Source organism: Streptomyces sp. NPDC051576 (genome assembly GCF_040681835.1).
In the GTDB taxonomy this organism is placed as follows: domain Bacteria; phylum Actinomycetota; class Actinomycetes; order Streptomycetales; family Streptomycetaceae; genus Streptomyces.
Map to the genome: position 1 here is coordinate 683,612 of NZ_JBFAZO010000005.1, position 16,469 is coordinate 700,080.

General features: G+C 70.3%; 19 protein-coding genes and 1 pseudogene. 8 read left to right on the plus strand and 12 right to left on the minus strand.

The window, feature by feature from the left end; translation table 11 throughout:
- Nucleotides 1-5 precede the first annotated feature (5 nt).
- The 4 genes from AB0M63_RS20295 to AB0M63_RS20310 all read right to left on the minus strand — a co-directional run bounded on the left by AB0M63_RS20295 (nucleotide 6) and on the right by AB0M63_RS20310 (nucleotide 2,497).
- Complete coding sequence (locus AB0M63_RS20295; RefSeq protein ID WP_355904034.1) at nucleotides 6-758, minus strand: FCD domain-containing protein; 753 nt, start codon at nucleotides 756-758, stop codon at nucleotides 6-8.
- A 33-nt stretch (nucleotides 759-791) separates the two neighbouring features.
- A complete protein-coding gene (locus AB0M63_RS20300; protein WP_366020398.1) occupies nucleotides 792-1,349 on the minus strand; it encodes a 3-deoxy-7-phosphoheptulonate synthase in 558 nt (185 codons plus the stop codon).
- A gap of 99 nt (nucleotides 1,350-1,448) precedes the next feature.
- Nucleotides 1,449-1,670 (minus strand): 3-deoxy-7-phosphoheptulonate synthase, encoded by a 222-nt coding sequence (locus tag AB0M63_RS20305; protein WP_366020322.1) that lies wholly within the window; start codon nucleotides 1,668-1,670, stop codon nucleotides 1,449-1,451.
- A 455-nt stretch (nucleotides 1,671-2,125) separates the two neighbouring features.
- Nucleotides 2,126-2,497, minus strand: a complete 372-nt coding sequence (locus tag AB0M63_RS20310; protein ID WP_355904028.1) for a transposase — start codon at nucleotides 2,495-2,497, stop codon at nucleotides 2,126-2,128.
- Nucleotides 2,498-2,578: 81 nt separating this feature from the next.
- Here AB0M63_RS20310 and AB0M63_RS20315 point away from each other — a divergent pair, with 81 nt between their 5' ends.
- Complete coding sequence (locus AB0M63_RS20315; RefSeq protein ID WP_355904025.1) at nucleotides 2,579-3,487, plus strand: zinc-binding dehydrogenase; 909 nt, start codon at nucleotides 2,579-2,581, stop codon at nucleotides 3,485-3,487.
- 925 nt (nucleotides 3,488-4,412) lie between these two features.
- Here the strand turns inward: AB0M63_RS20315 and AB0M63_RS20320 are convergent.
- Entirely contained in the window at nucleotides 4,413-5,549 is a 1,137-nt protein-coding gene (locus tag AB0M63_RS20320) for an MFS transporter (RefSeq protein ID WP_366020323.1), read from the minus strand.
- A gap of 159 nt (nucleotides 5,550-5,708) precedes the next feature.
- On the opposite strand from AB0M63_RS20320, the gene AB0M63_RS20325 reads away from it, so the two are divergent.
- On the plus strand, nucleotides 5,709-6,314 hold the full coding sequence (locus tag AB0M63_RS20325) for a TetR/AcrR family transcriptional regulator (RefSeq protein ID WP_355904019.1): 606 nt from the start codon (nucleotides 5,709-5,711) through the stop codon (nucleotides 6,312-6,314).
- A gap of 24 nt (nucleotides 6,315-6,338) precedes the next feature.
- Here AB0M63_RS20325 and AB0M63_RS20330 read toward each other — a convergent pair whose 3' ends face one another.
- Nucleotides 6,339-6,611, minus strand: coding sequence for a hypothetical protein (locus tag AB0M63_RS20330; protein WP_366020324.1), 273 nt, complete (start codon nucleotides 6,609-6,611; stop codon nucleotides 6,339-6,341).
- A gap of 220 nt (nucleotides 6,612-6,831) precedes the next feature.
- On the opposite strand from AB0M63_RS20330, the pseudogene AB0M63_RS20335 reads away from it, so the two are divergent.
- A pseudogene (locus AB0M63_RS20335) lies at nucleotides 6,832-6,984 on the plus strand (undecaprenyl-diphosphatase); the annotation flags it as partial.
- A 177-nt stretch (nucleotides 6,985-7,161) separates the two neighbouring features.
- A complete protein-coding gene (locus AB0M63_RS20340) occupies nucleotides 7,162-7,341 on the plus strand; it encodes a hypothetical protein (protein ID WP_355903945.1) in 180 nt (59 codons plus the stop codon).
- Nucleotides 7,342-7,385: 44 nt separating this feature from the next.
- On the opposite strand, the gene AB0M63_RS20345 is transcribed toward AB0M63_RS20340, so the two are convergent.
- The gene (locus AB0M63_RS20345; RefSeq protein WP_366020326.1) at nucleotides 7,386-8,126 is read right to left on the minus strand and encodes a glucose 1-dehydrogenase; all 741 of its coding nucleotides are present in this window, start codon (nucleotides 8,124-8,126) and stop codon (nucleotides 7,386-7,388) included.
- Between the two features lie 123 nt (nucleotides 8,127-8,249).
- Here AB0M63_RS20345 and AB0M63_RS20350 point away from each other — a divergent pair, with 123 nt between their 5' ends.
- Together AB0M63_RS20350 and lnt are read left to right on the plus strand one after the other, a co-directional pair.
- On the plus strand, nucleotides 8,250-8,756 hold the full coding sequence (locus AB0M63_RS20350) for a nuclear transport factor 2 family protein (protein ID WP_366020327.1): 507 nt from the start codon (nucleotides 8,250-8,252) through the stop codon (nucleotides 8,754-8,756).
- An 88-nt stretch (nucleotides 8,757-8,844) separates the two neighbouring features.
- Nucleotides 8,845-10,419 (plus strand): apolipoprotein N-acyltransferase, encoded by a 1,575-nt coding sequence (lnt, locus tag AB0M63_RS20355; RefSeq protein ID WP_355903933.1) that lies wholly within the window; start codon nucleotides 8,845-8,847, stop codon nucleotides 10,417-10,419.
- Here the strand turns inward: lnt and AB0M63_RS20360 are convergent.
- Nucleotides 10,337-11,248 carry a Gfo/Idh/MocA family oxidoreductase gene (locus AB0M63_RS20360; RefSeq protein ID WP_366020328.1) on the minus strand — a complete coding sequence of 304 codons (912 nt, stop codon included), beginning with the start codon at nucleotides 11,246-11,248 and terminating at the stop codon, nucleotides 10,337-10,339. The two genes, lnt and AB0M63_RS20360, sit on opposite strands and share 83 nt — an antisense overlap.
- A 99-nt stretch (nucleotides 11,249-11,347) precedes the next feature.
- Here AB0M63_RS20360 and AB0M63_RS20365 point away from each other — a divergent pair, with 99 nt between their 5' ends.
- Both AB0M63_RS20365 and AB0M63_RS20370 read left to right on the plus strand, forming a co-directional pair.
- On the plus strand, nucleotides 11,348-11,860 hold the full coding sequence (locus AB0M63_RS20365; protein WP_355903927.1) for a DinB family protein: 513 nt from the start codon (nucleotides 11,348-11,350) through the stop codon (nucleotides 11,858-11,860).
- Nucleotides 11,861-11,980: 120 nt separating this feature from the next.
- Entirely contained in the window at nucleotides 11,981-12,463 is a 483-nt protein-coding gene (locus AB0M63_RS20370) for a hypothetical protein (protein WP_366020330.1), read from the plus strand.
- A 27-nt stretch (nucleotides 12,464-12,490) separates the two neighbouring features.
- Here AB0M63_RS20370 and AB0M63_RS20375 read toward each other — a convergent pair whose 3' ends face one another.
- The 4 genes from AB0M63_RS20375 to AB0M63_RS20390 all read right to left on the minus strand — a co-directional run bounded on the left by AB0M63_RS20375 (nucleotide 12,491) and on the right by AB0M63_RS20390 (nucleotide 16,455).
- Nucleotides 12,491-13,012: a hypothetical protein gene (locus AB0M63_RS20375; protein WP_366020332.1), complete on the minus strand. Its 522-nt coding sequence runs from the start codon at nucleotides 13,010-13,012 to the stop codon at nucleotides 12,491-12,493.
- Nucleotides 13,013-13,117: 105 nt separating this feature from the next.
- On the minus strand, nucleotides 13,118-13,801 hold the full coding sequence (ung, locus tag AB0M63_RS20380; RefSeq protein WP_366020333.1) for a uracil-DNA glycosylase: 684 nt from the start codon (nucleotides 13,799-13,801) through the stop codon (nucleotides 13,118-13,120).
- A gap of 114 nt (nucleotides 13,802-13,915) precedes the next feature.
- The gene (locus tag AB0M63_RS20385; RefSeq protein ID WP_366020335.1) at nucleotides 13,916-15,493 is read right to left on the minus strand and encodes an ABC transporter substrate-binding protein; all 1,578 of its coding nucleotides are present in this window, start codon (nucleotides 15,491-15,493) and stop codon (nucleotides 13,916-13,918) included.
- Nucleotides 15,494-15,693: 200 nt separating this feature from the next.
- A complete protein-coding gene (locus tag AB0M63_RS20390; protein ID WP_355903912.1) occupies nucleotides 15,694-16,455 on the minus strand; it encodes an SDR family oxidoreductase in 762 nt (253 codons plus the stop codon).
- Nucleotides 16,456-16,469 lie beyond the last annotated feature (14 nt).

The following is a 16,469-nucleotide window of genomic DNA, read 5'->3' on the forward strand; positions in this document are numbered from 1 at the left end:
GACGGTCACCCGCCGGGCCCACCCCGGCGCCGCGCCAAGGGCACCGCCTTCAGCTCCGGCGGCTCGGCGGCGCGCACCGCCAGCAGTCCCTCCAGGGCGTCCAGACTCGTCCGTACCACATGCCGTGCCGCCGCCGCGGCCGCCTCGGAGTCCTGGTCCTCAATGGCCTGGACGAGCGCCTCATGGGCCTCGATGCCGCACTCCAGGTGCGTGTCGGTGCCGGCGAACAGGTCCAGGCTCTCCTGGAGCCGCCGGACGAAAAAGCGGTAGCACTCGGTGAGCGTCACGTTGTGCGCCGCCTCGACGACGGCCAGATGCAGCGCGGCGTCCCGCTTGCCGAAGTCGGCGTCGTCCCGCCCGGCCGCCTCGGCCCGCGCCCGGAGCAACTCCCGCAGCCGCGCCATGTCCTCCGGCGTACGGCGTCGGGCCGCCGAGTGCGCTGCCTGGACGTCGAAGCACAGCTGGACCTCGAACACATCGCGCACGTCGGCCAGTTCGATGCTCTGCAGCATCGGCGCCGGGTCGGACACCGACCGCACGAAGACGCCCTTGCCGCGCTGCGCCTCCAGCATGCCGGTGTGCACCAGCGCGCTCACGGCCTCACGGATGGTTGGCCTGCTGACGCCCAGCTCCGCCGCCAGCTCGCTCTCGGAGGGGATCCGGGAACCGATGGGCCAGGCGCCATCGGCCAGCTCCTGATGGAGCAGCGCGATGACCTCGCGAGCCGTCGATGGCCGGGCGATCGGGCGCAGTGCCATGGGACGCTCCCCTCAGTTGTCTGACAACTGACGTCAGGCTAAACAATGCCGTTCGGGTCCACAAGTCCGCTCTGGCCCAAGGTGGTTGGGATCGGGCCATGAAGGCGTCATACCGGCCTCGGCCTTAACTCCAATACGTCCTGAACCGCTTCGGCGACCTCGGCGGGTGTACGGCCGCCGGTGGCGTTTCCCGCCGAGGCGGCCTCGGCAGGGATCGCCTGGCCCTCGATCGGCTCCCACCACCGTCGGTGCGGATTGGGCGGTCTCCAGATGGAGTCCGCCCGTCAGCCAGATCACCGGGTGCCCGGCGGCGCGCACGGCCGCCAACAGTGAGGGCAACCGCTCGGCCGCCGTCCCCGCGCCCATCCGGGCGATGAGGACGAGCCTGCCCGACTGCCTCCGGGAGTCGAGCCGTTCGCACTGCGCCAGCTGCTGTTCGGGCGTCATCGTGGGCCCGACTTCGCAGGCCACGGGCTTCACAACGTCGGCGAGCAGGGCGACATGGACGCCGTCGAGCTGCCGGGTCCGCTCGCCGGTTCCCAGCCGGTGCGCGGTCAGCAGCGACTGCCCGTCCGGCTGCCGGCGAAGCATCGGGACCTCGTTGTCCGGCAGCAACGCCCTCGTGGCTGGTCCGGACGGGCACGCCGACACGGGCCTGTCCGGAGGCGTCGAGGCAGCCGAGGTGGCCCATCACCTCGCGGGCGGCCAGGTAGCTGGCCGGCAGCCGCTCGGGGTCGGGGCGGCGCAGTTCGGGGGCGGGACCATGTGGCCCCGGTAGACCGGGAGTTCGAGGTCGCCGACCCGCTCGGTGGGGCGGGAGGGGGGCTTGCCGAACTGACCGATCATCCGGCCCACGCGCACCACGGGTGGGGATGTGACCATCTGCACCACATGGGCCTCGCGGGCGGCCACCTCGCTGGCATGGGCCGCTGGGTGCGCACATCCTCGGCACCGACGAGTGCGGGCCGGCCGGCGAGCTCCTTCCGCACCCGGAGCACCTGAGCCTCGCCCTCCCACCGGGAGGTGCTGCAACGCCTGTGCGTGTCGAATATCGGGCAGAGCGTCGTCCACTGGTCTCTCCAATCGCGACGAGGCGTACGCCGATGCAGGTCGCAAAGAGGCAATCAGGATGGCGAAAAAAGGGGCAGAACTCGGAATCCCCGTGCCCACTGGATCCTCCGACGGATTCCGTGGCATCACCAACAAGGTGTGCGGAACTCCGTCAAGTCACGCGGGATCCGTCAAGTGGGCCAGAATATGTCATTCCTGAAGGGGCGATTGTCGTCAAGTGCGGCGTCCGCGCCAGGTGCTGATGCGGTTGCGGGTCGGCCGCATGGAGCGATACGACGTGCGGCAGGCGGGGTCAATCAGGTTCGCGGCCGCGCCGTGCGGAGGTCAGACAATTTACGCAGGCCGTAGCAGACGAGGGTGAGCAGTTTGCGGGCCGCGGCGATCTTCGCGATGTTCTTGCCGCGGCGGGAGTCGATCCGGACCCGGTCTTCGGCGATCTCGGGGTGGGTGCCGGAATCGTAGTGACGCGGGATCAGTCCGGCCCAGGAGCACAGTTTCTCGGCGGAGGTGAACCGATGCACATCGCAGATCTCCGCGACGAGCCTGGTCGAACGACGGCGACCTCGTCGTCGAGGATGGCGGTCAAGTGCGGCAAGGAGGTCACTCGCTGGGCGTAGGGGCCGGACAGGGGTGTCTGCTCCAGCCGACTGCGGCCGTCGACGCCGCACAGGTCGGAGACAGCGACAAGCACGCCGGCCTTTTCAATTCTCGGGCAGGGTGATCATGGTGGGCGCGATATCGTGCCCACCATGATCGCCATACGGTTCGACCGCTTCGGCGGTCCCGAAGTGCTCACCGCCGTCGAGGTACCCGCCCCGAGGCTCGGCCCCGACGAAGTCCTGATCACCGTCGAGGCGGCCGGCGTCAATTTCGCCGACATCCACCAGGCGGACGGCTCCTACCTGGCCGCCGACCAGCTGCCCCACATCCCAGGCAGCGAGGTCGTGGGACGCACCGAGGACGGGCGCAGGGTGCTGGCGCGGGTGTCCCACGGCTATGCGCAGCAGGCGGTGGCCAAGGCGTCCGCAATGGTGGAGATTCCCGAGGAACTGGACGCCGGGGCCGCCCTCGCCCTGCTGGTGCAAGGCCTGACCGCCTGGCATCTGCTACGCACCGCCGCTCGGCTGCGCACAGGCGAGGCCGTGGTCGTGCACTCCGCGGCGGGCGGCGTCGGCACCCTCGCCGTACAGCTGGCCAGGGAGTTCGGCGCCGGACGTGTCTGGGCGCAGGCCTCCACGCCCGAGAAGCGGCGACTCGCCATGGCCCTCGGCGCGGACGCCGCCGTCACCTACCCGCTCGCCGAGCGCGCCGACGTGATCCTCGACGCCGTCGGCGGCGAACTCTTCGACAGCGCACTGGAGTCGCTCGCCTCGGGCGGCCGCCTGGTCACGTACGGCAACTCCGCGCGCAGGGGTTTCACTCCCGTCGACCCAGCCCGCCTCAGCCAGCTGAACGCGGCCGTCGTCGGCTTCTGGCTGCGCCCCACCCTCGCCGTACCGGGCGCGTTCTCCGGTCCCCTGAAAGAGCTGCTGTCACTGACCGCGCAGGGCACGATCAAGCCGGTGGTGCACGAGCCCTACCCGCTGACCGAGGCCCGCCGCGCTCATGAGGACCTGCTGGCCCGGCGCACGGTGGGCAAGGTGCTGCTGCGGCCCTGACCACGGGCTTTCCCTTCCCGTCGACCTGACAGCTCGTCGATCGATCGGTCAGAGATCGCGTCCGCCTGTGCCTGTCTTCGGGTGACGAGCTGGAAGCGTGGCGGCACGCGCCCGTCAACCGTCCGATTCCTTGTCCCTGAAGTCGGCCAATCACGCGACGCCGAGACTCGGCATGCGACTTACGCAAGGCCTGGCATCCGTCATGGAGCGCCATGCGGACCGCCCCGCCATCGGAGAAGGCGTGACGGAGTTCGTGCGGGACTTCGACCTGGCCGGGTCGCGATCCGGCCTTCGCCTCGCCACGAGACGGCCAGCTGGCGCGTGCTGTGGGCGCGGATCAGGGCGGTCGCGAGCGAGTGGCACCACCGCCTGGACGAATTACGTCCGGTGAGCGGGTCGCACTCCTCGATTTCACCAGCCGCGACTACGCGACGATCGACCTCGCCCGCATCCAACTCGGCACCGTGGCCGTCCGGCTCCAGACCCGATCCGTCGTGGCCGCGGACGCCCTGTCGGACCTGGTCGAGCGGGGGGCCGGCATGCACGAGGCCCCGCTGGTCACGGCGGCCGACGGGGAGGACTCGAGGACTCGCCGGCGATGCTCAGCTACACGGTCCGGAAGCACCGGTACGCACAAGGGCGCCGTGTACACCAAGCAGCTGACCGGCGCGATGTGGGGCGGCGCCTGGGCCAAGCTCTTCGACGGGAGCTCGGATCGGCGCACGGCCGTCGGCCTCGACCGCGAGAGGGCCGAGGCCGACGTGCGCGCGGGCATCCGGGAGAGCGTGCCCGGCGGCCGGAGCCGCTGGGCCGCGCCTGGAGCCCAACACGATGCGAGCCGGCCGTCGTGTGCCGCCGCCGCGGCGGCGGCACACCGGTCGGCGGTGTGGCCACGCGTCCCTGGTGGGCCCTGCGAAAGGCCCGGTCAGCGAAGGGCGTCGTTGGTGCGGGCGGTCCAGATCGCCAGGGCGGCGAGCAGGGCGCAGGCGCCGCCGAGCCACAGCACGCCCTGGAGGGTGAGCGTGTCGACGATGACCCCGCCGACCAGCGCGCCCAGGCCGATGGACAGGTTGAACACGGCCACCCACAGCGAGGAAGCCGCTTCCACCGCCCCCGGGGCAGCCTTGATCATCCAGGTCTGGAGGCCCACGGACACACCGCCGTAGGACAGGCCCCAGACGATCAGCAGGGTGGCGCCGCCGACCGCAGTCTGGCCCAGCAGCAGGAAGAGCGGCATCGCGATCGCGAGGGCCACGGAGATGATCAGCACGCTCCGGTGCACCCGGCGGGAGAGCGCCGAGCCGGCGACGAAGTTGCCGATCATGCCGGCCGTACCGAACCCGAACAGCAAAGGACCGACGTAGCGCCCGTCGATCCCCGACAGCTTCTGCAGTGCCGGGCTCACGAACGTGTAGGCGGCGAAGTGCCCGAACACAATGAGCGCCGTCGCGATGATGCCGACGCGCACACCCGGGTTGCGAAACTGCTCCATCAGCAGCTTCGGCCGGATGGCCTGCGAGGCGGCCAGCCCCGGCAGCACCGCCAGCAGGGCGATGAGCGTGACAAGCGCCAAGGCGCTCAGCGAGGAGAAGGCGATGCGCCAGCCGGTGAGGTCACCGACCAGGGTGCCGAGTGGGACACCGAACACGTTCGCGGCTCCGACGCCGCCGAAGATGACCGCGGTGGCTCGCGGCACGTCCGCGAGCGCGACGAGCCGGACGGCCAGGCCGCTGGCGACGGCCCAGAAGCCGCCGATCGCGATACCGACCAGCACTCGGGAGCCCACCAGGACGGCGAAGTTCGGTGCCAGGGCCGAGGCCAGGTTGGCGACGGTCATCAGGGCCATCAGACCGAGCAGCAGGATGCGCCGGTCCATCGACCCGACGAGCATCGGAACCAGTGGTGCCGCGAACGCGGCGACGATGCTGGGCACTGTCACCATGAGCCCCGCTGTCCCCTCGGAGACCGACAGCGCGGACCCCACGGAGGTCAGCAGGCCGATCGGCAGTTGCTCGGCGGTCACCAGCAGGAAGGTACCCAGAGCCACCGCGGAGACCGCCATCCAGCGACTTTTCTCCGGGGCCTCTGGTTCCTGTGCCGGGGCTGGGGTCTGTTCTGCGGTCGTCAACGGAGCCTCCCTCATCTGTTCGGGAGCGATCGCTCCCATACGGCCGACATTAGTATGGGAGCGATCGCTTCACAAGTTGGGTAAGGTGAACACATGGCACGCCCTCGACAGTTCGACGAGAAGAACGCGGTCACGTCGGCGACCGAGCTGTTCTGGCGACGCGGTTACCATGCGACCTCGGTGCGCGACCTGGGTGACGAGCTGAAGCTCACGCCCAGCAGCCTGTACCGGACGTTCACGGACAAACACACGCTGTTCCTGCGCGCGCTCGACCACTACCGGGCCACCGAGTCAGCTCAGGCCCGGCAGCAGCTGGACGCGTCGGACCGTCCCGTTCGGGAGGTGCTGCGGGAATGGATGCTGTGGCTGGTCACCTGCCCGGCCGACGGCAAGTCCGGCCGCGGGTGCTTCGTGGTCAACACCGCCACCGAACTCGGCACCGCCGACGAAAAGGTCCGCCAGCGGACCGAGGCCGCCTTCGAGGTCACCCGGCAGGCCCTGCGCTCCGCGCTGGCCGAAGGCCGTGACCGCGGCGAACTGTCCGCCGGTCTCGACATCGACGACGCCGTGGAGCTGCTGTTCACCACGGTGCTCGGCCTGCGGGTGCGGGAACGCGCCGACCACGACATCAAGTGTCTGACCGCCGCGATCGATGTCGCGATCCGTTGCCTGGGTCCCACACCCTCGGAGCCTGCCTGACGGCACCGGGCAGGCGGGCTTTGACTACAGGACCTGGGCCGGCGCGCCGAGCCACGCGGTGGCCACCTCGGCCAGTCCCGGAGCCCCCGCCCCCCGTCCCTGCGCACTCCAGAGCACATAGCCGTCGGGGCGGATCACGACCGCCGGGGCCAGCATCACGGAAGCGGACTCCGGCACCACCTCGACGACGGACAGCCGGTCGGACCAGGGCGCGACCAGGCCGGCCTGGTCAGCCGCCTGGGCCGTGTGGATCAGCAGCGGGCGCCCGTCGCACAGCAGGGCGGCGAGGCTCGTCACCCCCTGGGCGGTCTTCAGCGGGGCGTCCGGGGCGAAGGTGCCGGCCAGGGGGTCACCGGCCGCGGAAGTCCAGCTCGGGGCACGGACTGTCCGACGTCGTCAACCGCGTCGTCCCGGACGACGACCTGGGTCTGGAAGCGACTGGCCTCTCGCGCAAACCGGCGAACGGCCCCACACGCGCTCACACCGTTCAGTGGGGGAAACAGCAGGTCAAAGCCGCTCAGGACAAGTCGTCATCGCATGGTTCATGAAGTTCATCTCGCACAAGAGCTTCATGCCGTTCGTCTGGTACCGCATCGCCCTCGGCATCGTGATCAACGCGCTGGTGACGGCGGGCGCGCTGAGCCCGCACGCGGCGGAGTCGGCGGGCTGAGCGGCCGGGCCGGAGCGTCCTGGCCCCGGTCGCGGCCAAACTGCCCCGCTTCGGGGCCAGTTGATCTGCGCGACGTGCGCCACACGTTCTCCCGCTCACGCCGCCCGTGACCAACCCCATACGGTTTGCGTAGCCGTCTGGTAGCGCACTGTCAGTCCTTGCCCCTAGGCTGTTCGCATGTCCCCCGATTCCATGGCGCCTGGTTCCGTGCGGTCTGCCTCCGAGGTGAACGAGCAGATCCGGGCACTCTGGCTGCGTGCGGGCGGCTCGCTCTCCGCCCAAGAGCGGGAGGAATACGAGCTGTTGGTGGTCGAGTGGGCCGCCGCGATCCGCGACGAGGTCATCGCGGCCGCCTGAGTGGACCACCTCAGCAGTGTGCCGCCGCCGCATGGGCACAGGGCTCACCGTCCCCCCGACACCCGCAGCACCGCCCCCGTCGTGTAGGACGCGTCCGGGGACATCAGCCAGGCGATGGCCGCGGCGATCTCCTCGGCGTGGCCCGGGCGGCGCAGCGGGATCGAGGCCGCCACGCGCTGTGGGCGGTCCGGGTCACCCATCCTCGCGTGGATCTCCGTGTCGATGACGCCGGGCGCGACCGCGTTGACACGGATGCCGTCGGGGCCGAGTTCCTTGGCGAGGCCGAGGGTGAGGGTGTCGACGGCGGCCTTCGTCGCGGCGTAGTGGACGTAGTCCCCGGGGCTGCCGAGGGTGGCGGCGGACGACGACACGTTCACGATCACGCCGTTCCCCCGGCCCGTCATCGCCCGTGCTGCGCGGCGTGAACACAGCAGTGTGCCCAGCAGGTTGACCTCGACGACCCGGCGCAGATCGGCCGGGTCGGTGTCGGCGAGCCGGCCGAACGGTCCGGTCGACCCGGCGTTGTTCACCAGCCCGGTGACCGGCCCGAGCTGCCGCTCGGCCGCCGTGAAGAGCCGCTCGACGTCCGCCTCGACGGACGTGTCGGCCTGTACGCACACCGAACGGACCCCGGATCGCCGTACTCCGTCCGCGACTTCCTCGGCGGCCTTCGCGTCCCGGAGGTACCCCACGACCACGTCATGCCCGTCCTCCGCGAGCCGTCGGCAGGTCGCGGCACCGATCCCCCGGCTGCCCCCGGTGACGATCGTGACAAGGCGTTTCATGAGCACTCCCCACGACGGATAGCGATGAATGCCGGCGAACATCAATCGAACACCACCGGATGTTCCCCACCTTGTCCCCGCGTACCCCTTGGCGCGACACGCTCGGTAGCCAACACTTGGCCGATGACGCAGCGTGTGGAACTGGCGATTGTGATGGACCGGCTGGCCGTCGACGAAGTGATCACCGAATACGCGGTGGCGGTGGACGACGGCGACTGGGAGGCGTACCGGAAGCTGTTCGCACCGGGCGGGCGCGCCGACTACCGGTCCGCCGGAGGCATCGAGGGGGACGCGGGCGAGATCGCCGGATGGCTCGCGGAGAGCATGCGGTTGTTCCCGATGCGACAGCACCTGATCGTGAACCGGCGCATCCGCTTCGGCGCCCTCGACCAGAACTCCGACGACACCGCACGCGTCCAGGCTGACTACGTCAATCCGATGCGCCTCGCCAAGGAAGCCAAGGAAAGTGAGGACGGCGGCGAGGCCTCCACCGCGCCCGACTTCGTGTGCGGCGGGCGGTACACCTTCGGGCTGCTGCGGACGTACGACGGCTGGCGGCTGACCGAGGTCGTGGTCGAGGAGAAGTGGCGGCGTCTTCCCGAGCGGCGCCCGGCAGCCGTGGTCAACTGAGCGGATCCGAATGGCCGGCGCGAGGTCCTCTGTGCGAGATCGTCCGTAACACGCACACTGGAGCGACCAGCGGGTAGGGAGGTGCCGTATGAAGACCTTCGGCGACTGGGTCGCCTCCCCGTGGCGGCGGTCGCTGCTCGCCGCGCTCGCCGGCGCGCTGCCGGTGTTCGCGTTTCCCGCGCTGTCCTGGTGGTGGTTCGCCTATGTCGCGCTCGTCCCCTGGATCCTGCTGACGCGCTCGGCGCCGACCGGACGGCGGGCGGTGTACGACGGCTGGTGCGGGGGGCTCGGGTTCATGCTGGCCGTGCACAGTTGGCTGGTGCCGAGCCTGAGTGTGTTCATCGTGGTCATCGCCGGGCTGCTGGGGGCGTTGTGGGCGCCGTGGGGCTGGCTGGTGCGCCGTTTCCTCGGTGGTGTGCCGTCGCCGCGCCGGGGCGCCGCCGCGCTCCTCGTCCTGCCGTCGGGCTGGCTGATGGTCGAACTCGTGCGCTCCTGGCAGGGGTTGGGCGGCCCATGGGGGCTGCTCGGCTCCACCCAGTGGCAGGTGGAGCCGGCGTTGCGGCTCGCCTCGGTCGGCGGGGTGTGGCTGCTGAGCTTCCTGGTGGTGGCCGTCAATGTGGCGGTCGCCGTGCTGGTCTCGGTCCGTGAGGTGCGGGTGCCCGCCGTCGCCGGGCTTCTCGCCACCGCCGCCGTGACCTCGGCGGCCTGGGTGTGGTCGCCGCGTCCCGATGTCGACGGCCGGGTGCGGATCGCCGTCGTACAGCCCGGTGTCATCGCGGGCGACGACAGCGGCGACCGGCGCTTCGACCGCGAGGAGCAGCTCACCCGCCAACTCGCCGGTCAGCACGTCGACTTGATCGCCTGGGGCGAGAGCAGCGTCGGCTTCGACCTCGGCAAGCGGCCCGACCTCGCGCGCCGTATCGCGGCCCTCTCCAAGGAGACCGGCGCCGACATCCTGGTCAATGTGGACGCCGAGCGCTCGGACAAGCCCGGTATCTACAAGAGCTCAGTGCTGGTCGGCCCGGACGGCCTCACCGGCGACCGCTACGACAAGATGCGGCTCGTCCCCTTCGGGGAGTACATCCCCTTCCGCTCGCTGCTCGGCTGGGCCACCTCGGTCGGCAAGGCGGCGGGCGTGGACCGCAGGCACGGCACCGAGCAGGTCGTGATGAACGTCGGTCACGGGTTGCGCATCGGCCCGCTGATCTGCTTCGAGACCGCGTTCCCCGACATGAGCCGGCATCTCGCGCAGGACGGCGCCGACGTCCTCCTCGCCCAGTCCTCGACCTCGTCCTTCCAGAGCAGTTGGGCCCCCGAACAGCACGCCACCCTCGCCGCCCTGCGCGCCGCCGAGACCGGCCGCCCGATGGTCCACGCGACCCTGACCGGCGTCTCCGCCGTCTACGGCCCGAGCGGGCAGCGCATCGGATCATGGCTGGGCACGGACAAGAGCACGACCCAGGTCTACGACGTCCCGCTCGCCCACGGCATCACGCCGTACGTCCGCTACGGCGACTGGCCCGTGCAGGTCGCGTTGCTGGTCCTCGCGGCGGTGTGCGTCGGCGAAGGATCACGTGCGTTCAGGCTGCGGCGGACCGCTCCGCGACCGCTCGTACCACCCGCTCGCACAGCTCATGAGTCGCCAGCGCGTCCCGGGCGCTGAGCACCTTTCCGGCGCGTACGGCGTCCAGGAAGGTGAGCACGGCCTGCTCGATGCCGCGCTGTCGGGCCACGGGAACCCAGTCCCCGCGCCGCCTCGTGGTCGGCTGGCCCTTGTGGTCGACGACCTCGGCGAGGTTGAGGACCTGACGCTTGGTGTCCTGCCCCGAGACCTCCAGGATCTCCTCCACCGAGCCGCTGAGCCGGTTCATCACGCCGAGCGCGGTGAAGCCGTCGCCGGAGAGCTGGAGCACGAGGTGGTGCAGCAGGCCGTCCTGGGTGCGGGCGCGCACGGTCACGTCCTCGATCGGCCCCGGCACCAGGAACCGCAGGGTGTCCACGACGTGGATGAAGTCGTCCAGGATCATGGCGCGCGGCTCTTCGGGGAGCCCGATCCGGTTCTTCTGCATCAGGATCAGCTCGCGCGGGTGGTCGGCGCACTGCGCGTATCCGGGGGCGTGGCGGCGGTTGAAGCCGACCGCGAGGGACAGGTTCCGCTCCTCCGCGAGCCGCACCAGCCGCTCGGAGTCGGCGAGTTCGTAGGCGAGCGGCTTGTCGACGTACGTCGGTACGCCCGCCTCCAGCAGCCGGGTGACGATCGCGGGGTGCACGACGGTGGGCGCGTGCACGAACGCTGCGTCGAGGCCCTGTGCGAGGAGCGCGTCGAGGTCCGCGTGGCGCCGGTCGGCCGGCAGGTGGAGTCCGTCGGCGACCCGGGCGAGGGTGGCGGCAGTGCGGGTCTGCAGATGCAGCTCGATCCCGGGCAGGCCGCCGAGAACCGGCAGGTAGGCCTTCTGCGCGATGTCACCGAGTCCGATGCAGCCGACCTTCACGGAGTCTCCCTAGCGCTCGCACGGCGGTATCCCCTCGGAAGCATACGGCGGGGGCAATATCCCCTGGTGCGGGTGGACAGGGCGCGCGAGGATGCGGGGATGACGATCGAGCGCCGTGAACCCGAGACCACCGCCGACGAGCGCACCATGCTGGAGGGCTGGCTGACGTACCACCGGGAGACCCTCGCCTGGAAGTGCGAGGGCCTGACCGACGAACAGTTGAGGACCACTTCCGTGGAACCGTCCACCCTGTCGCTCATGGGCCTGGTACGGCACATGGCAGAAGTGGAGCGGCACTGGTACCGCCGCATCATGGCGGACGAGCAGGCCGGTCTGATCTACTGCACCGACGACGATCCGGACGGCGACTTCCATCTCACCGAGGCGGACACCTGGGCGGAGGCGCAAGCCACCTGGCGGGCCGAGATCGAGGCGGCGAACGAGCACGCGGCCCGGTTCACCCTGGACGACGTCTCGGTGGGCAAGCACCGGCGCACCGGCGAGCGCTTCAACCTGCGCTGGATCCACACGCACATGATCGAGGAGTACGCGCGGCACAACGGCCACGCCGACCTGCTCCGTGAGCGGATCGACGGCAGCACCGGCGACTGACGTCACGTCGTCACCCGGGGTGGGCGCGGACCGTCCGTAAGGGGGCGGAGATCACCCGTGTGGGGCATCATCCGCCCGTCCGCCGCCCCAAACGCGGCCAGAACCAGCAGAGTTGCGCGGGTGCATCGAACGACGACCACCGCAACGCTCCTGGTCACCGTGGCTGTCTCGGCCCTCTCCGGCTGTGTGACCGTCCAGCGGCCGCCCGCTCCCGTGCCCCCGGCGGCACCGACCCAAGCGTCGGTGCCGCGCCCGGACGGCAGCGCGGAACCGCAGATCGTGCAGGCCCCGGCACGGGAGGCGCTGGAACTCATCGACCCGCCCCACCACCCGAAACCGGCCACGCATCCACCGCACCACACACCGGCCCCACCCAAGCAGGCCTCACAGGCACCGGTACCGGTCCCCCGCTCGCACCCGCGTCCGCATCCCCACCCGCACCCCAAGCCGCCGCACCCCCGGCAGCCGAGCGCGGACATCCCCGACGTGGTCAAGTCGGTGCCCAAGAACACCTCGGACGTGTGCGCCCTGGGCAGGAAGTACGGCGGCTGGAAGTCGGACAGCCCGCAGTCGATCATCTGCGGTCAGACGTACGGCCGTTGAGACCACCGGGGCCGGGTCGACCAACGCCTAGGGCCGCTGTCTTGGCGGCCCCCAGCTCCCGCCCCCTTCGCCACCCCCATCGCCGCCCTCCTCGCTCAGCCGCAGCTCCAGCCGGCTGATCGCGGCCCGCACCCCGTTGCCGTAGCCGTCGTCGGCGAGGACCACGCTGGCGGCGCGGGCGCGGCCGAGGTGGGTGCGGGCCGCGTCGGAGCGGCCGAGCTTCACATAGTCGGCGGCGAGGTTGAGGTGCAGGGAGGGGTAGAAGGCGCGCACCGCGCTCTCCCCCTCCCCGCCGTCGGTCAGCTCGTCCGCGGCCGACAACGCCCTGAGATCCCAGGCGAGTTCGTCGGTGGGGTCGTCCTGGGTGTCGGCCAGGTAGTGGGCCAGGGTGCAGCGGTGCAGCGGGGCGCCGTCCTCGCCCAGCTCCGCCCACAGGCCCAGCATCCGGTCCCGGGCCTCCTCGCGGTCCCCGCCGTGGTGCAGCATGACGACCTGTCCGATCCGGGTCAGCAGAGCGTCCGGCGCCGCCTGTTCCTGTCGCTCCGCCACCGCGTCCTCCGCACCTCGTCAGCCGGTCGAGCCGTCCCCGTCGACGCTAGCCGGAGGCACTGACAATCCCCGTCAGGCGGCCCCGGGCCGGGCCAGGCGAGGTCATCAGCCCAGGTTCGGGATGCGCCAGTCGATCGCGGTGTGGCCCTGGCGGGCGACGGCCTCGTCGATCTGGGTGAACGGGCGGGAGCCAAAGAACTTCTTGGCCGACAGCGGGGACGGGTGCGCGCCCTTGACCACGACGTGCCGCTCCTCGTCGATCAGCGGGAGCTTCTTCTGCGCGTAGTTCCCCCACAGGACGAAGACCGCCGGGTCGGGGCGGTCGGCCACCGCGCGGATGACCGCGTCCGTGAACTTCTCCCAGCCCTTGCCCTTGTGCGAGTTGGCCTCGCCGGAGCGGACCGTGAGCACCGCGTTGAGCAGCAGGACGCCCTGCTGGGCCCACGGCATCAGATAGCCGTTGTCCGGGATCGGGAGGTCCAGCTCCTCCTTCATCTCCTTGTAGATGTTCCGGAGGGAGGGCGGGGTCTTCACCCCGGGGCGGACCGAGAAGCACAGGCCGTGGCCCTGGCCCTCGCCGTGGTAGGGGTCCTGACCGAGAACCAGCACCTTCACCTGGTCGTACGGTGTCGCGTCCAGGGCGGCGAAGACCTCCTCGCGCGGAGGGTAGACCGGACCCTTCGCCCGCTCCTCCTCGACGAACTCGGTCAGCTCCTTGAAGTAGGGCTGCTGAAGCTCGTCGCCCAGGACCCCGCGCCAGGACTCGGGGAGCATGGAGATGTCGGTCACGTCAACTTCCTTACCGTGTGCGGCGACTGCGATGCGGAGCGACCACGCCGTGCGGTCGCCCTCCATGTCCCAGAACCTACAGGCGCCCACTGACAACGGATGCCGGAAGCGGTGTCACCAGCTCGTCTTGCGGTACAGCTTCCACATCATCATGATCGTCGACGGGTCCAGGGCCTGTTCCCCGCCGGAGACGTCGTCGCTCGCGGCCACGTACTGCCGCCCCTGCCACAGCGGCAGCAGCCGAGCGTCGTCCACCAGGACCTGCTGCGCGTCCTCGAACTCCTTGACCACGTCGGCCCGGTCGCTCTCCCGGCGGGACTCGGGCAGCAGTACGTCGGTGATCCTGGTCGACAGGTAGGGCGTACCGAGCGCGTTCTGCTGTCCGACGAACGGCGCGATGAAGTTCTCGGCGTCGGGGAAGTCCGGGAACCAGCCGCGCCCGAACACCGGGTACTCGCCCTTCTGGTAGCCCGTCACATAGGTCTTCCAGGGACGGCTCTTCAAGGTGATGGTGAAGAGCCCGGAGTCCTCCAACTGCCGCTTGATCTCCCGGAATTCGAGGGCGGTCTCGGAGCCGTAGCGGTCGGAGGTGTACCAGAGGGTGAGCGGGACGCGCCGGGTGATGCCCGCGTCGGTGAGGAGCTTGCGCGCCTTGGGGACGCTGGGGTCGCCGAAGTCGTCGTAGAAGGCGGTGGTGTGGCCGGTGAGGCCCTTGGGGACCATGGAGTAGAGCGGGTCCACGGTGTCGCGGTAGATCTTGTGGGTGATCGCGCCCCGGTCGATGACCTGGGCGACGGCCTGGCGGACGGCGAGTTTTCCGGCCCACTGGTCCTTGGGGTTGAACACCAGGTAGTTGATGTCGGTGCCGGAGCCGTCGACCAGTTGCAGGGTCTTGGAGGCGCGGCCCTGGAGGGCGACGATGTCGTCGGCGGCGAGGCCGCGGTAGGTGACGTCGATCTTCCCTGCCCGCAGCGCCTTGACCATGGTGCCGGAGTCCTGGAAGTAGCGGATCGTCACGGCGCTGTTCTGGCGCTGGGCGAAGCCCTTGTAGCGGTCGTTGCGGACGAGTTGGGCCTCTTTGCCGTCGTCGTACGACTTCAGGGTGTACGGCCCGGAGCCGTAGACCTTGCTGTCCTTGCGCAGCGAGTGCGCGGGGTAGTCGTCGGGGTCGACGATCGACATGGCCGGGGTGGCGAGCACGAACGGGAAGGTGGCGTCGGGCTTGTTGAGGTGGAAGACGACCTCGCGGGCGCCGGTCACCTGGACCCGGTCGAGGCTGCCGAGCAGGCCCGCGGGTCCGCTCGGCGCGTTGATCTGTCTGATCCGGTCGATGGAGTGCTTGACGGCCTGGGCGTCGAGGGTGTCGCCGTCGGCGAACTTCATGCCCGCGCGGAGCTCACAGCGGTACGTGGTGTTCGAACCGTCCGTGAACCGGCAGCCCTTGGCCGCGTCCGGCTCGGGTGTGGTGGCGCCGGGCGGGTAGGCCAGCAGCGTCTGGTAGATGTTGCGGAACAGTTCCCAGGAGCCGTCCCAGGAGGCGGCCGGATCGAGGGTGCTGGGGGCGCTGGTGGTGCCGACGACGATGGGTCCCCGGTCGTCGGAATTCCCGTCCGAGAACACACCGCATCCGGCCATCACGGATATGGACGCCAGCGCCACGACTCCGCGCAGGCCTCGGTTCCGGTTGAACACACGCACGCTCCTCGATCCGCCGTACCAAGGGTCGGCAGACCATACCGCAGTGCCCCGGCCGGTCGAGCGAGGTTTGGACAGGGCACTTGATCAGCGCGTATATGACGACGTTGTCATCCGGCTGTGCGTGAGTGGTGCGTCGACACGGGCGCCGATTCCGTCAAGCGAACGGCAAAGAAATCGGCGCCCGGTCGGTTCGGTCAGCCCATTCCGGCGTTCAGGAGGATGCCGCCGTCGACGACGAGGGTCTGGCCGGTGATCCAGTCGGACTGGTCCGAGGTCAGGAACGCGGCGGCGCCGCCGATGTCGGACGGCACGCCGAGGCGGGCCAGCGGGTAGGAGGCGGCGGCCTCCGCCTCGCGCCCCTCGTACAGGGCGGCGGCGAACTTGGTCTTGACGACCGCCGGGGCGATCGAGTTGACCCGCACACCGGGTGCGAACTCGTGCGCCAGTTGGAACGTCAGGTTGATCATCGCGGCCTTGCTGACGCCGTAGGCGCCGATGAACGGCGAGGCGGAGACTCCGGCGAGGGAGGCGATGTTGACGATGGCGCCGCCGTTGTCCTTCTGCCAGGCGTGCCAGGTCCGCTGGGCGAAGCCGAGCGCGGAGATGACGTTGGTCTCGAAGACCTTGCGGGCGACATTCAGGTCGAGGTCGGCGATCGGGCCGAACACCGGGTTCGTACCGGCGTTGTTGACCAGGAAGTCGACGCGGCCGAAGGCCTCCATGGTGCGCTCGACGACGACGGCCTGGTGGGCCTCGTCGTGGGCCTTGCCGGCCACGCCGATGACGCGGTCGGCGCCGAGGGTCTCGACGGCCTCCTTGAGGGCGTCCTCGTTGCGGCCGGTGATGCAGACGCGGTCACCGCGGGCGAGCAGCGCCTCGGCGACGCCGTAGCCGATGCCGCGGCTGGCGCCGGTGATGACGGCGACCTTGCCGGAGAGTTCAGGCAGTTCAGTCATTTTTTCCTGCGTTC

Excerpts from the sequence above, each read along its gene's own strand:
- AB0M63_RS20390 (WP_355903912.1), bottom strand. The coding sequence starts at position 16,455 with ATGACTGAACTGCCTGAACTCTCCGGCAAGGTCGCCGTCATCACCGGC.
- AB0M63_RS20365 (WP_355903927.1), top strand. The coding sequence starts at position 11,348 with ATGACGATCGAGCGCCGTGAACCCGAGACCACCGCCGACGAGCGCACC.
- AB0M63_RS20315 (WP_355904025.1), top strand. The coding sequence starts at position 2,579 with ATGATCGCCATACGGTTCGACCGCTTCGGCGGTCCCGAAGTGCTCACC.
- AB0M63_RS20340 (WP_355903945.1), top strand. The coding sequence starts at position 7,162 with ATGTCCCCCGATTCCATGGCGCCTGGTTCCGTGCGGTCTGCCTCCGAG.
- AB0M63_RS20300 (WP_366020398.1), bottom strand. The coding sequence starts at position 1,349 with ATGCTTCGCCGGCAGCCGGACGGGCAGTCGCTGCTGACCGCGCACCGG.
- lnt (WP_355903933.1), top strand. The coding sequence starts at position 8,845 with ATGAAGACCTTCGGCGACTGGGTCGCCTCCCCGTGGCGGCGGTCGCTG.
- AB0M63_RS20350 (WP_366020327.1), top strand. The coding sequence starts at position 8,250 with ATGACGCAGCGTGTGGAACTGGCGATTGTGATGGACCGGCTGGCCGTC.
- AB0M63_RS20345 (WP_366020326.1), bottom strand. The coding sequence starts at position 8,126 with ATGAAACGCCTTGTCACGATCGTCACCGGGGGCAGCCGGGGGATCGGT.
- AB0M63_RS20320 (WP_366020323.1), bottom strand. The coding sequence starts at position 5,549 with ATGGCGGTCTCCGCGGTGGCTCTGGGTACCTTCCTGCTGGTGACCGCC.
- AB0M63_RS20295 (WP_355904034.1), bottom strand. The coding sequence starts at position 758 with ATGGCACTGCGCCCGATCGCCCGGCCATCGACGGCTCGCGAGGTCATC.
- AB0M63_RS20325 (WP_355904019.1), top strand. The coding sequence starts at position 5,709 with ATGGCACGCCCTCGACAGTTCGACGAGAAGAACGCGGTCACGTCGGCG.